The sequence below is a fragment of the Clostridia bacterium genome, from assembly GCA_028698525.1.
In the GTDB taxonomy this organism is placed as follows: Bacteria; Bacillota; Clostridia; order JAQVDB01; family JAQVDB01; genus JAQVDB01.
On sequence record JAQVDB010000001.1, the window covers coordinates 28,007 to 43,373 of the forward strand.

14 protein-coding genes are annotated in these 15,367 nt (G+C 35.7%); 1 reads left to right on the plus strand and 13 read right to left on the minus strand.

Annotated elements, in window-relative coordinates; translation table 11 throughout:
• Positions 1–29: 29 nt before the first annotated feature.
• The 13 genes from murG to PHP06_00235 form a co-directional block, all read right to left on the minus strand.
• On the minus strand, positions 30–1,142 hold the full coding sequence (gene murG / locus PHP06_00175; GenBank protein ID MDD3838975.1) for an undecaprenyldiphospho-muramoylpentapeptide beta-N-acetylglucosaminyltransferase: 1,113 nt from the start codon (positions 1,140–1,142) through the stop codon (positions 30–32).
• Positions 1,143–1,146: 4 nt separating this feature from the next.
• A complete protein-coding gene (gene spoVE / locus PHP06_00180) occupies positions 1,147–2,259 on the minus strand; it encodes a stage V sporulation protein E (GenBank protein MDD3838976.1) in 1,113 nt (370 codons plus the stop codon).
• Positions 2,260–2,266: 7 nt separating this feature from the next.
• Positions 2,267–3,625: a UDP-N-acetylmuramoyl-L-alanine--D-glutamate ligase gene (gene murD, locus PHP06_00185; GenBank protein ID MDD3838977.1), complete on the minus strand. Its 1,359-nt coding sequence runs from the start codon at positions 3,623–3,625 to the stop codon at positions 2,267–2,269.
• Positions 3,626–3,640: 15 nt separating this feature from the next.
• A complete protein-coding gene (mraY, locus tag PHP06_00190; GenBank protein MDD3838978.1) occupies positions 3,641–4,642 on the minus strand; it encodes a phospho-N-acetylmuramoyl-pentapeptide-transferase in 1,002 nt (333 codons plus the stop codon).
• Between the two features lie 106 nt (positions 4,643–4,748).
• Positions 4,749–6,203 carry a UDP-N-acetylmuramoyl-L-alanyl-D-glutamate--2,6-diaminopimelate ligase gene (locus PHP06_00195; protein ID MDD3838979.1) on the minus strand — a complete coding sequence of 485 codons (1,455 nt, stop codon included), beginning with the start codon at positions 6,201–6,203 and terminating at the stop codon, positions 4,749–4,751.
• Between the two features lie 58 nt (positions 6,204–6,261).
• Positions 6,262–8,448, minus strand: a complete 2,187-nt coding sequence (locus PHP06_00200; protein MDD3838980.1) for a stage V sporulation protein D — start codon at positions 8,446–8,448, stop codon at positions 6,262–6,264.
• A 24-nt stretch (positions 8,449–8,472) separates the two neighbouring features.
• A complete protein-coding gene (locus PHP06_00205) occupies positions 8,473–8,940 on the minus strand; it encodes a hypothetical protein (protein MDD3838981.1) in 468 nt (155 codons plus the stop codon).
• Between the two features lie 32 nt (positions 8,941–8,972).
• Positions 8,973–9,908 carry a 16S rRNA (cytosine(1402)-N(4))-methyltransferase RsmH gene (rsmH, locus tag PHP06_00210; GenBank protein ID MDD3838982.1) on the minus strand — a complete coding sequence of 312 codons (936 nt, stop codon included), beginning with the start codon at positions 9,906–9,908 and terminating at the stop codon, positions 8,973–8,975.
• 18 nt (positions 9,909–9,926) lie between these two features.
• Positions 9,927–10,358: a division/cell wall cluster transcriptional repressor MraZ gene (gene mraZ / locus PHP06_00215; GenBank protein MDD3838983.1), complete on the minus strand. Its 432-nt coding sequence runs from the start codon at positions 10,356–10,358 to the stop codon at positions 9,927–9,929.
• Positions 10,359–10,551: 193 nt separating this feature from the next.
• Positions 10,552–11,322, minus strand: coding sequence for a prolipoprotein diacylglyceryl transferase (gene lgt / locus PHP06_00220; GenBank protein ID MDD3838984.1), 771 nt, complete (start codon positions 11,320–11,322; stop codon positions 10,552–10,554).
• Positions 11,323–11,374: 52 nt separating this feature from the next.
• Entirely contained in the window at positions 11,375–12,658 is a 1,284-nt protein-coding gene (locus PHP06_00225; GenBank protein ID MDD3838985.1) for a pitrilysin family protein, read from the minus strand.
• Between the two features lies 1 nt (position 12,659).
• Positions 12,660–13,931, minus strand: a complete 1,272-nt coding sequence (locus PHP06_00230) for a pitrilysin family protein (protein MDD3838986.1) — start codon at positions 13,929–13,931, stop codon at positions 12,660–12,662.
• Positions 13,932–14,122: 191 nt separating this feature from the next.
• Complete coding sequence (locus PHP06_00235; GenBank protein MDD3838987.1) at positions 14,123–14,701, minus strand: YhcN/YlaJ family sporulation lipoprotein; 579 nt, start codon at positions 14,699–14,701, stop codon at positions 14,123–14,125.
• A gap of 180 nt (positions 14,702–14,881) precedes the next feature.
• On the opposite strand from PHP06_00235, the gene PHP06_00240 reads away from it, so the two are divergent.
• Entirely contained in the window at positions 14,882–15,355 is a 474-nt protein-coding gene (locus PHP06_00240; GenBank protein MDD3838988.1) for a spore coat protein, read from the plus strand.
• Positions 15,356–15,367 lie beyond the last annotated feature (12 nt).

The window sequence follows — 15,367 nt, forward strand, 5'->3', positions numbered from 1 at the left end:
CTGAAGGTGTTACTTAGAATGAACATCAGTTACAGAGTTATCTCTTTTATTATATTATAAATTTTTTCATCAGCATCTGTACAAGCTAATTTTTGACTGTTAAATCTCATAAATTTAAGCTTTTTATCATTATTTATCATTTGGAAAACTTTAGATTCCAAATCTATATTTTTTAAATCCTTTTCCAATATAACAATAGAAGCACCTGCTTTTTCCAATGCACGTGCGTTATATTCTTGATGATTATTAGCTACATAGGGCGAAGGTACCAAAACCGACGGAATGCCTAAAGCTGTCAACTCAGAAAGCATTATCGCCCCTGCACGGGATATAACAATATCAGATGCAGCAAGAGCATTTTCCATCTCATAAATATAAGGAAGCACCCTTATGTTTTTTGTTTTATCAACGTCTATCTTTTTATCCTTTAACATCCCTAAAACATGCTCATATTGATTCTTCCCTGTGGACATTATTACCTGGTATCGCCTATTTCGCTTAATATTTTTATCTATTAAATCCACCATAGCTTCATTTAAGGGCCTTGCACCTCTGCTTCCCCCTGCTGACATAATAATAGGCGTATCTTCAGATAAGCCAAGGCTAGCCAAGGCTTTTTTTCTATCCGCCTTCAGTATCTCCCCTCTGATAGGATTCCCAGTATATACCAGCTTTGATTTATTCTTAAAATATTTTTTACTTTCCTCAAAGCTTATGGCAATTTTTTTAACAAATTTAGCTGATAATTTATTGGCAACACCGGGGATAACATTCTGCTCATGGATGATAGCAGGAATACCCATCAGCCATGAACTAAAAACTACAGGCCCACAGACATATCCACCGGTTCCAATCACAATATCCGGCTTGAATTGCCTCAATATTCTCTTGGACTCTGATAACCCCTTAAACGCTTTTTTTACAGTCAACAATGTATCAAAGCTGATCTTTCTTTCAAATCCGCTAACACTTATCAATTCTAACTTATACCCTTCTCTCGGCACCAAGTCCATTTCTAAACCTTTTCGAGTGCCTATAAAAATAATATCAATATCTTTATCCCTTGATTGGAGATATTTGGCTATGGCGATTCCCGGATAGATGTGACCGCCTGTACCCCCACCTGCTATAACTACTTTCAATGTTTCAACCCCTATCCAATTTTGCATATTTTGAAATATTCAATAATATACCCATACCCGCTAAAGTGATCACAAGGGATGAACCCCCTGAACTTATAAATGGCAGTGGGATTCCGGTAGGAGGAATACTAGAAGTGGCTACTGCTATGTTTATGGCTGCTTGAACACCTATCAGTGAAACTATCCCACTGGCCAACAGGCATCCAAACATATCAGGTGAATTTACCGCTACCTTTATTCCTCTCCATATCAATATAATAAATAACAATATAACCAAAGCACATCCTACAAACCCCAACTGCTCCCCTAATATAGAAAAAATCGAGTCGGTATGAGCTTCGGGCAAATATAGCAAATTCTGCTTTCCCCCTGTAAGACCGGTACCAAATAGACCTCCCGATCCTAATGCGTATAACGACTGGATAATATGATAACCTGTATCACCAGGATCAGCCCATGGATCGATAAATGCCAAAAATCTTCTCATTCTATAATCCTCTGACGTCACAAAATATGCTGCTGCTGCAAATCCAATAATTGCTATGGGCACTAGATGCCTCATATCAGCTCCTGATATATACAACATTATAAAAACTATAGTAGCCAAAGTCACTGCTGTACTTAAATCAGGCTGTAATAGTATTAATCCGAAAAAAGCAGATAGCACCACAAGATAAGGAACTAATCCCTTCTTGAAACTTTTAATTTTTTCCCCCTTTTTATCTAGGCTAGAAGCTAAATAAATTATCATAGATATTTTGGCTACTTCTGAAGGCTGGATTCCAACCCCGCCAAACCTTATCCACCTAGTAGCACCATGGGATTCATGTTCTCCTTTTAATCCCAATACAAATACAACAACTAATAGGAAAAAACTTATAATAAGAGCAGGCTTTGATAGTTTTCTTAACTTCCAATAATCGAAATTCATCATGAATATCATAACAAATAAACCTATAAGGCTCCAAAGCAACTGTCTTTTTAAAAAGTATGCGCTATCATTAAAATTTATATATGCATAATAAAAACTAGAGCTATACACTATAATTACCCCAATCGCTAAAAGCAAAAACACATCTAGTAATATAGTGTAGTCACAAGCATTTTTAACTGACATTAAGGCTTTACCTCCTCAAATTACTTACCGCTTGCTTAAAAACTCTACCCCTCTCCTCAAAACTGTCAAACATATCCCAGCTGGCACAAGCAGGTGAAAGCAGCACAGCATCTCCACTCTTGGAGACCTTACTGCTCTGTTGCACCGCTTCTTTTAAAGTATTTACAACAATTATACTTTTAATTCCCACCTCATGGGCAGTTTGTTTTATCTTATCTTTAGTTTCTCCCAACAATATGAGATGTTTTATTTTATCTTTTCCAGCAATCAAAAATTCAGCAAAATCACTTCCCTTATCCATGCCTCCTGCTATCAATACTATCGGCCTATCCACTGATTGTAATGCCTTTATAGAAGCATCGGGATTAGTCCCTTTAGAATCATTTATATATATCACATCATTTATCTGATCAACAAATTCCAGCCTATGTTCTACGCCTGGAAATGTTTTTAACGTACTTTTAATTGTAGATGCTCCTATTTTAAACACAGATGAAACTGCTACCGCAGCCAATACATTCTCTAGATTATGAAGCCCGGGGATGGATACATCGCTTACTTTGCAAATAACCTGATCTTTACCGTCATATCCCATTATTATTTTATCGTCTTTTATAAAAGCACCCGTCTCTAAAATCTTTTTACGGGAAAAAGGTATAACCCTGGCCTTGCTCAGCCCCTTTATCAATTTCAATCTAGGGTCATCCTCATTTATAATTAAAAAATCATCCTCTGTCTGATTTATAGTGATTTTAGCTTTTGCTTTTAGATAATTTTCCAATGTTTTATGCCGGTTTAAATGATCCTCAGTTATATTTAAAACTGCACTGATTTTAGGTTTAAAATGCTTTATTGTTTCCAGCTGAAAACTGCTTATTTCTGCTATCACTACATCTTTTTTATCAACCTTTTCAACTTGCCCTATCATAGGTACCCCTATATTACCTGATAAAAAAGCATTTTCTCCCGCTGCTTTAAATATTTCATATATCAACGAAGTAGTAGTGGTTTTCCCATTAGTACCTGTTATTGCAATTATGGGGGCAGGACATATTCTATAAGCAGCCTCTACCTCACTTATCACTTCTTTTCCTAAGTCCAAGGCTTTTTTTACAAACGGTAAATCAGATGGCACACCTGGGCTTAAAACTATGATATCTACCTTATCTATAAGCGGGTCAGGCATTTTACCCAAATAAAATTGTATGTTATAGTCTTTAAGCTGATTCATCTCTGATAAAAGTTGTTCTTGCTCCTTAATATCGCTGACAAATATATTCGCTCCCATTTCGGATAATATCTTGGCAGCAGCTATTCCACTTCTTGCAAGTCCTACAATAAGTATCTGCTTGTTTTTAAAATCCATATGAATCATCCTATCCTAAATATTTATCGCCAGTAGACCTATTAAACAAAGTATTACCGTAGCCACACCGAAAAATGTTACTATCCTACTTTCAGGCATGCCACAAAGTTCATAATGATGGTGCAACGGACTCATCTTAAATATCCTGTTTCCAGTTAATTTAAAGTATATAACCTGCAATATTACCGATACCGCTTCTATGACATAAATACCACCAAATATCAATAAAAACAGAGGGGCTTTTAGTACCACCGCCATAGACGCTATAGCACCTCCTAATGCCAGCGAACCGGTATCCCCCATAAAAACTTTAGCAGGGTATGTATTGAATCTCAAAAAACCAAGGCAAGCGCCGGTGAGAGCACCTGCTGCCACCGCTACATTCTTCATATCAGTTGCCAATAACATATTGCCTGTTTCAAACGCTTTTTCTGCAACAGCATTGAATACAAGGGCAAATGAAGCAGAGATAATCAATGTAACAGTGGTGGCAAGACCATCTAATCCATCAGTAAGATTTACACTATTTACAGTGCCTACAATAACAAATGTTGTGAACGGAATAAAAAATATACCCAAATCCCAATAAGTATCGGTAAAAGGTATTAATATCTTACTTCCTATTTCCGGATTTGCATATGCATATATTGAAAAAATAATTGCAATTCCTATCTGTCCAACCAGTTTTTGATAGGCTCTCAAACCTAATGATCTTTTCATCGCAACTTTTATAAAATCGTCTACAAAACCTATAGTACCATAAAAAAAGGTGATTAAAATAACTGCTAAAGTAAGTTCCCACTCCCCTTTAATAAATAAAAAAGTACCTACCAAAAAAGAGATAATGATTATCACACCCCCCATAGTGGGTGTACCTGATTTCTTTAAATGGCTTTCCGGTCCATCATCTCTTACATTTTGACCCAACTTCAATTTTTTTAATATAGGTATGATAATAGGCCCCAATAAAAGAGAAATAAAAAATGCAACAATGATAGAGTACACAACTGTCTGCATGATACCTGCTCCTCTCCTAAAACTGTCTATTGTAGTCTTTGTATATTATAATATATACTATCATTGTATATAAGTATTGTATATAAAACTATGTATTAAAATTTAATTAAATATCGTCCTTATCTAACAATTCTCTCACTATCTTTTTTTCATCAAATTCAATTACCCTATCCTTCAATATTTGATAGTTTTCATGTCCTTTACCTGCCAAAATTATCACATCATTTTCTTTCCCAATATTTAATGCGTACTTTATAGCTTCTAACCTGTTTTCGATTATTACATATTCACACCCTTCATATTTAACACCTTTTTCTATCTGTCTGATTATTTCCATAGGTTCTTCCGTCCTAGGATTATCTGAGGTGATTATGCATAGATCGGAATATTTTCCAGCTATTTTACCCATTTCAGGCCGCTTTGTGGCATCACGGTCCCCACCTGCACCAAAAAGCGTAATTATCCTAGCCCTAGCAAATTCATTTACCGTTTTTAAGATATTTTCCAATCCATCGGGGGTATGTGCATAATCTAACAATATAGTATAATCCCTATCATTCTCAATCACTTCAAACCTACCAGGAACACTCCTTACATTTTCCAACCCATTTTTTATATCAGATATGTTTACTCCTATTGCATAACAAGCGGCAGCTGCTGCAAGTGCATTGTATACAGTAAAAATTCCGGGTATGTTCATAGCGATGTCAGCACTATCATCCCCGGTTTTTAACTTGAATCTAACGCCCTTCTCGTCTATAGAAATATTGTCAGCTGTTACATCAGCATCTTTATGGATTGCATATGTGATTAATCGACTATTTAAATCCTTTAATATTCTATCACTGTATTTATCATCTATATTTATAACGGTCTTTTTGCTTTGCTTAAATAACTTAGCTTTAGCAGCAACATAGTTTTCAAAAGTCTTATGAAAATCTAAATGATCACGAGTTAAATTAGTAAAAACCCCCACCTCAAATCTACAACCTTCCACCCTATTTAATTCAAGAGAATGTGATGAGACCTCCATAGCAACACAATTTACGCGTTCTCTCACCATATTATCAAGTAGATAGAAAAGTTCAGGTGCTTCAGGAGTAGTTCTACTAGCCGGAATTTCCCTATCTCCTATCATATTGCTGATTGTACCTATAATTCCTGTTTTCTCGCCTGCACTTTCCAGTATGGACTTAATCAAGTATGTAGTTGTAGTCTTCCCGTTAGTACCCGTTATACCTATGATTTTCATTTTTTCATCTGGTGCCCCATAGATTCTTTTAGACACTAAGGCCATAGCTTTTCTTGAATCAGATACTCTTATGCGCGCTATCCCTTCTGGAACATCCACATCATCTCTTTCTACCATTATTGCAGTTGCTCCATTCTTTACAGCTTGGGAAATGAAATCATGTCCATCACTTACAAAACCTGTTATACATATAAATAAAAAATTATTTTGCACTTTTCTTGAGTCATGGGTTATCCCATCTATTTTTGTTGTTTGATCTCCCTGTATTTGAATCACGCCTATGCCTTGGAACAATTCTTTGATATTCAATTTTTTACCTCCATGTTATCTTTAGTTTCCGTATCAAGTGGTGATTATATGCTTTGTGCTATTCTATATTTTCGCCGGGAACTTCAAACTCAACCTCAACAACAGAACCAGGCGAAACTTCTGTTCCCGGAGGAGGATTCTGGCTAACAGCAATACCGCTGCCATTGATTTTCAATTTCAGACCTTCAGCATTTAAGATTTTGCTAGCATCAAGTATAGATTTACCCTTAACATCAGGAACTTTAAGCATATTGTCCCCTTCTGTGCTCATATCAAGATATACAAGTATCTTAGTGCCCTCTGCAACTTTTGCACCTGCTTTTGGGATCTGCTCAACAACAGTATTCCCATCACCTTCTACTATATATTCAAGTTTAGACTCTTTCAACTTTTTTATTGCATCCTCGTAAGATAAATTTCTTATTTCTGGCACCTCTACCTTCGTCTTTGCATTATCTGCAATTTCATCTTCAGTCAGTTCAGGCTGAACACCTAAATGCATCAGAGAATCTTTGATTATTTCACGCACAACAGGAGCTGCCACAGTACCACCAAAATACGGATAAACACCAGGTTCATCCAATATAACAAGCACTACCACCTTTGGATCGTCCATAGGGGCTATCCCTAGAAAAGAAGATATATATTTACCACTTACATATTTGCCATCCTCGACTTTTTGAGCTGTTCCTGTTTTGCCCCCTACTCTATATCCCTCTAAATAAGCATTTTTTCCGGTACCGTCGGATACCACTTTTTCCAGTATCTCTCTAGTTGTTTTTGAAGTCTGTTCTGAAATAACCCTTCTCACCTTTTGTGGCTCAAAATATTCAACTTTGTTATTCTGTTCCCTATTTATGACACCTAGCGCAACTCTTGGTTTTACAAGAACACCGCCATTCACTACTGCTGACGCCGCAGAAACTAATTGTAATGGTGTTACAGATATTCCCTGACCAAAAGAAATGGTAGCTAATTCAACATCTCCTACATTTTCTATGTTTTGTATAAGCCCTTCTGCTTCGCCTGTAACATCTATACCGGTTTTTTCACCAAACCCAAATGCATCTAAATACTTATAAAACTTCTCTTTCCCTAACCTAAATGCCGTTTGCATAAATACACAGTTGCAAGAATTCATCACACCTTCAGTAAAAGATTGTTGACCATGCGGTCTGTCGGATCTCCAGCATTTTATTCTTCTCCCGGATACTAGCTCATATCCTTTAGCATAAAATTGGTCCTCAGGCTTAACAACACCCTCCTCCAACGCCACCGCTGAAGTAACTATCTTAAAAGTAGAGCCAGGTTCATATGTATCTGATATTATAGGATTCCTCCATATCCGCATCCATTCATCTAAAAGCTCCTGTTCACTCAAACCATCCCAACTGCCTTCAGTGGCCTTGTCCGGTGCCTTTCTAGGATCATTTAAATCATAATCAGGCTTTGCTGCCAATGCGAGGATATCACCATTGTTTGGATCCATCACAACTACCATACCATTTTTAGCCTTGCTCTTTAAGACCGCCTTTTCCAGTTCCCTCTCTGCAAAATATTGTATTTTTTTATCTATAGTTAATATCAAGTCATAGTAATCTTTAGGAGGTATAAAACTATCCGGCGAATCTATCTCTCTTCCCTTAGCGTCAGTTTCTGTAACAATCCACCCTGGGGATCCTACAAGATACTCATTATAAAAAAGCTCCACCCCAGACAACCCTTTTCCGTCATCACTGGTAAATCCCACCACATGGGAAGCTAGACTTTTATTGGGATATATCCTTTTCTTATCCGGTATAAGGTATATTCCGCTTAACTCACCTTTTATCTTGAGTTCTCTGATTTTATCTGTTTGAGGCTTTTCCAGCTTCCTCTTGATATACACCTGGGCCTTGTCTTTCTGGGATAGCTTATCTTCTATATATTTAGCATCCATCTCCAATATATCTGTTAAATGCCCAACAGTTTCATCTATATCAGAGATCTGGTTGGGACTGGCCACCAAAGTTTCTGTATCTATACTCTTAGCCAGTATCTCTTTACCACTTCTATCATATATAGTTCCTCGTCTCGCATTGACTTGAAACTCCTTAGTCCACTGACTTATCGCTTTTTTTTGGTATTCCGGACCTTTGACCAGTTGAACCCACGCTACTCTTCCTGTCAATAAAATATAGATAAGTGTAATAACTAGTAAAACTATCAATAACCTCTTCTTATGAGTCATACCTATTTCTGTCAAAAAAAATCACCCCCGCCTACGAGGTCAATCAAATAAATTGTAAAACCTTTTAACTATATTTTCTACATTCTTTCCATATCTATCTGTTTTTTCCACCAGGGCAACTTTTGTATCCTCTGCATCAGACTCCTCAACAGGTAAATCCACATATACTATCTGATAAGATTCCGGATACTGCATTCCCAATTGGTTTATTGCTATATCCTCTATCTCCCTCATATCATAGCTTGCTATCAGCTGGGTCTTTAAATATTCAGTGTTTTTTATTTCCTGCTCCAACTGATTGTTTAAAATAGATAATTGATGAGAAGCCATGATACTTCTTGCATAGAGCGTAAAATAAAAACATACCATAGCAAAACAAACCAAAATAGCCAGTACCGGCTTTACCCTGTTTACTTTTTTAGGCTTTGAAGTTTTCTTTTGACTTTCTGTGGTTTGATTTTCCCTATAGTACTCATGGCTATACTGTTGTCTTTCTGCTACTAACAATTGTATTCACCTTCTTTTGTATTTAGAACGCATCATATTTTTTCACATATTCTTAGCTTTGAACTTTTTGCTCTAGGATTATTATCTATTTCATGTTCAGACGGTATAATAGGTTTGCTGGTAATAACTTTTACCACCGGCTGTTTGCCACAAACGCATATAGGAAATTCAGGCGGACATGTACATGGGTTTTGTAACATCTTAAAAGTATTTTTTACAATCCTGTCCTCTAAAGAATGAAATGTTATTATGCACAACCGCCCACCGGGTTTAAGCACATCTACTATATCCTTTATCGCCTGCTCTAATATCTTGAGCTCTTGATTCACTTCAATCCTGATTGCCTGAAAAGTCCTCTTGGCTGGATGTCCACCAGTGATTCTTGCCCTAACCGGAATAGCCCTCTTTATGATATCCACCAATTCACTTGTAGTCTCTATCCTTTTTTGCTGTCTGTGCTCAACAATAAATTCAGCTATTCGAGATGCCCAACGCTCTTCACCATACCTTTTTATTATGTCAGCAAGGCGCTGTTTACTGTACTGATTTACCACATCTGATGCTTTCACAGGATGACTTCTATCCATCCTCATATCAAGAGGAGCTTCACTTTTATAGGTGAAACCTCTATCAATATTGTCTATCTGATAGGAAGAAACCCCTAAATCAAGTATTGCACCATTTATACCCTCTATATCCTGAGATTTTAATATATTCTTTATATCCTTGAAATTACCATTTGCATATACTATATTTCCACTATATGTTTCTAAACGCTTTTTAGCTGCCTGTATAGCTTCAATATCCCTATCTATACAGACCAACCTCCCTCCAGGAAGTATATTCTTTATGATCTCTGATGAATGTCCTCCTCCACCTGTAGTACCGTCAACTATGGTATCACCTGGGCCACATTCCAGACCCTTTACAGTTTGATGGAGCAAAACCGGTATATGTTTAAAAGTCACGATGTTTCACCGTCCAAATCAAATTCCTAATTCCTCCATATTATTAGCTATCTCTTCATAGCTTAAATTTTCATCACTGTTATATTCTCTCCAAACGTCTTTACTCCATATCTCCACCCTTGTCAAAACTCCAATTATCGATACATCCTTGTCCAATTTCGCATAGCTTCTTAAGTTGCCAGGTATTAATATCCTTCCCTGACGATCAGTCTCACATTCTGAAGCGCCTGAAAAGAAAAATCTAACAAAAGCTCTTGCATTTTTATTAGTGAGAGGTAATGACTTTAATTTTTTCTCCAACATTTCCCATTCATCATTGGGGTATACGAATAGACATCCATCTAATCCTTTGGTTATCACAAATTTTTCACCAAGGTTGTCCCTGAACTTAGAAGGAATAATTACCCTTCCCTTGGCATCCACCGAATGATTGTACTCCCCAATGAACATGTTTTCACCCCCCACTTATACTTTACTACCACTTCGTGCCACTTTCAACCACTTAATTGTTTAATTCTATATATTTTCTTAAATTCCTTCATTTTAAAAAAAATTTTAATAGATTTTATTAAATTGAGACTTAAAGCCTAATTTAAAATAACAAAAAAAGAGATAGCTTCTAACTATCTCTTTTTTTGCTATTTTAAGCTTCTGTTTGTTCATCTTTTGAATGATGGTACCTCTTTTTAATAAAAAATATTATCAATGCAATTATTATAAGTATCAAACTTAAAAGTTGGGAAACTCTGAAAGGACCAAACATCAGGCTATCGGTTCTCAAAGGTTCTATAAAAAATCTCCCAAGGGGGTAAAGTATCAGATAAGCAAGAAATACAGAACCTTTCATCTTTTTCCTCTTTCTAAGCCATATCAAATAAAAAAACACCCCGAAGTCCCAGATAGACTCATAAAAAAATGTAGCTAAGTGCCAATTCTCCCCTATCTTCACTGCAAAAGGAAACCATTGCAAGGATGGGTTGGTCACCTGATATCCATATGCCTCTTGATTAAAAAAATTACCCCACCTTCCCATAGCCTGTCCCAATATCAAGCTAGGAGTGAGTATGTCCACCAGCTCCCAGAGACTTATCTTTCTCCTCCGGCTGAAAAATATGGATACTATTATGCCCGCTATAACCCCTCCATATATCGCAAGACCACCATGCCATATCTTAATGATGTCTTGGGGATGCTGGGAGTAGTATGCCCATTTAAATATCACATAATAGATCCTAGCACCTAATATGGATAGAGGAATGGCTATCAAACAAAAGTCCAATATCAACTCACTATTATGCCCCAGCCTCTCTGCTTCCTTCATAGCAATATATAGGCCAATCACCACCGCAGTTGCAATAATAATACCATACCAATAGATAGAAATGCCAAATATTTCAAAAGCAACTCCAGTCATATACCTATCACCCCTTAAAAGTTAGATTTTTGTGAAATTGCAAAACAGCAACTTATATAGGCATTATTATAGATAAAGCCTGGTTGTCGTCATTAAAATGCTCGTTTAATCTTTGGTCTATTTCATCAATATCAATATCCTGCAGTACCTTCAAATAATCAAAAAAACTAATATCGTTCATATAATAAGAAACAAAATTATAAGCTATAAAATCTACCGAATTGAAGCTGTTCAAGAAATCCCCGAACATCTTTTTCTTTATTCTTTCAAAATAATTATAATCTAATCCTGACTTTTTCACCTTTTTTATATGATTCAAAATTTCATTTTCTACTTTTCGGGGTTGTTTAGATTCTCCTCCAATAATTGTATGCCCATATATTTTTTGACCAACATATTCTTTATCAAAAGTATTATTTATAAGCCCGGTCTCATACAGTTTATTATAGAGTTCAGAGCTCTTTCCTAACAACATTTCAAGCAATATGTCGGTTGAAATTTGTCTTTTGAGAAGCTCTTTTCCTGATATCCCTAATTCTTGTTCTTTAAAACCCATGTTGAATAGGGGAACTGATACTTGCAATCTCTGCTCTATAACCTTTTTGTTTATACTGTCCGGTTCTTCAGGATAAAACCTTTTTATCTCCTGAAAAACATGTTGAGTATCGCTGATGCTAGTCTGAAGTTGTTGCAGCAATGCTTGATAGTCCAAGTCTCCTACTACAAAAAGCACCATATTGCCCGGATTATAAAAAGTATTATAACATTTATATAATACATCTTTATCTATTTGTGCAATGCTTTCAATAGTTCCTGCGATATCAATCTTGACGGGATGGTCTTTGTATAGCGCATTCAATAGGTTAAAATACACCCTCCACTCAGGGCTATCCTGATACATCCTTATTTCCTGCCCTATTATACCTTTTTCCTTTTCAACATTTTCTCGTGTAAAATATGGCCTGGAAACAAACCCTACAAGAGTGTCTAAATTCTGATAAAAATTATCGGTACAAGAAAATAAATATGCAGTCATATTAAAGCTGGTAAAAGCATTGGCAGAGGCTCCATATTTTGAAAAATCATCGAATACATTCCCCTGCTCTTCTTCAAACATTTTGTGTTCTAAAAAATGGGCTATGCCATCAGGAACCTTGGTAGGGTTGTTATCCCCCGGAACCACAAAATTATTATCTATAGATCCATATTGAGTTGCATATATGGCATATTTTTTTGTATAGCCCGGTTTAGGCATAAATACAAACTTAAGACCGTTATCTAGTCGTTTGTAATAAATAGTTTCTTTGAGAATATCACTTTCAACTTGAGTAAACATCTTATTCACCCTCCCTGCCTTTGTTTGTCAAAAAATATATTGTATCCTGTTTTATACTGCTTGCTACCTTCACTATTTCATTTAAGCTTATCTTTTCTATTTTCTCAATAGCATCATCTAAAGTACATTGAACATTTTTAAGATGATTGCTGAAATAATAATCTGTCAATTGAGCTGCATCATCTTTGATAGATTTATAGGAATTAATCAAAGATTTTTTAGCTGCATCTATCTCTTCAAAGGTTATATTGCCCTGTCCCATATGCTCTACTTGTTCATTTATCAATTCAAGGGCTTTTTTATAGTTATCAACCTCTATACCCGACCCTATAATCATCAGACCTTTAAACTTTTCAATCCTAGAAAAAGTGTAGTATGCAAGACTGGCCTTCTCCCTGACATTTAAAAAAAGCTTGGAATGAGGACCTCCTCCTAATATACTGTTATACAATACCAGTGCAGGATAGTTATTGTCTTTCAGGCTGATGTTAGTCCTGTATCCCAAACATAGCTTCCCTTGATTCACATCCAGCACTTCATTTATGTATTTAGGCTCTTGCACCAGTTTTTTCGAAATCTCGTCAGGAATGATTTTGATGCTTTTTCTTTCCACCCTTATTATCCTCTTTACAGTATCATATACTTCAGCCGGCAATACATCTCCCACTATAAATATATAAATTGGATTTGAATCCATTAAATTACGGTAATGTTCAAATAAACTTTTAGAATCAATGGATTTAAGTTCATCCTTGTCTCCATAAATCAATTTGCCAAATCTCTCACCTTGACACATGTTCTGAAAACATTTTTCGATTGAGTAAGCTATCTTATCATTTATCAGTCCTGATATCTTTTGAGCTAAATTCTCCTTTTCCTGTTCTACATAACTATCATTGAAAGCTCCTTCATGAGTTAAAGGATCAGATATTATATCCCAAATAAATTCCACTGATTTCCCGATTAAATCCTCATTATCCGGAATAAACTCAGGATGGGCTACACTCATCCCAAAATTTATTATTTGCCTTTCTCCTTTTTTTAGCAAGCCATACCTGAATCTGGCTCCATACAATTCTTCAAGATATTTCTCTATCTCAATTAAATTAGTAAATTTACGAGAGCCTCTTCTCAATACATATGGCAGTAAGGCAGTCTTTGTATAGTTATCATCCAATTCACTTTCGATAAAAAAATTAACCTCTACAGTTTTAAATTTCTTCTTTGGTATCACAAACAAATTTATACCTTTCGATATCTGGTAAATATCCATTAATTTATCCTCCTTACTAAAAAACTTGTACAGCCATAATATACCAACATTCTATACTTTTATCCTTATCTCTTCAACATTTATTAGTAATAAAATTTTTATCCCTTTAAAAATAACTATATAATCAAAGCCCGCTTATTTAAAGCTAGATTAATAAAGCGGGCCTTGATTCCAGTCATGCCTATATACTATTATCTTGTTTGAGGCTTTATTCTGTCTATTATTTCATCTATTTCTTCGGTAAAACCACTTAATGGTTTGCCCTTCTCTATGTCAGAAGCCATACTCTTCAACCTGTCAAATATATCTGGATCCGCCGAAACAACTACTCTTTTTATTGCAGGATCCGCATTTTTGCATTTTGTCTCGATTCGTTCCTTAACCGTTTCAGTCATTCTGTCTCTTAATTTTGAATCCAACTCCACACCCACAATACAAGTATTTCCTGATAGTACAACACTTGCCTTTTCCACATCCTTCAATTTGGTAATCTGACTTGCTATACGCTTTGCTTTTGTGTTTGCATCATAAACATTATCATCATCTACTCTATCGTTTATCCTATCATCGGTTATGTCTCTATCATAATAGTTGGTATCAGGACGCCGAGGTGTTGTGTCATCATAATAATATCTGGTTCTTTCAGTGGTATCAGGCGTTCGCGGTGTAGTGTCCGGAGCAGGTCTTCTAGCGTTCATACAACCAGTCATAAACGCAGATATCAAAAAAATCAATAAAAAAACATATATTATTTTTTTCTTGTTTACCAATTTCACATCGCCTCCTAATATTATTCTTATCAATAGTTTAGTTTTTATGAAATGTAAATTAGGGAATACTGATTAATTTTTTCATAATCATCGTTATATATTCTTTTCATTTCTTTACAAAATTATTATCTGTGAATATTTTTAACGTCTTTATCAACAATAAATATTGGAGGTGTATATATGAACATTTCATTGAATGATAAACAAATAAATGTGCTCAAAGAACAAAAAGAACATGAACAAATTTGCATTCAGAAATATTTAAACTATGCAAATCAAACACAAAATCAAGAATTAAAAGACCTTTTTAACTCATATGCTTCACAGGAACAAAATCACTATGATACCATAAACCAAATTTTAAACGGCGATTTCCAGGGAATGCCAAACAGCAGTCAACAGCAACAACCTCAACCGATACAGAATAATAACTCATCGCTGCAGTCAGCCATGAGTGGGGTAAACGATGCAGAATTATGCAAGGACATGCTCATGACGGAGAAGTTTGTATCCGGAACCTATAACGATGCTGTTTTTGATTTTACAAACACCAATATAGCTCAGGCTCTTCAACACATACAAAAAGAGGAACAACAACACGGGGAAGGAATAGCAAATTTTATGGCAAATAACGGCATGGCTCAACCAGAATAAAATAAGGGGATA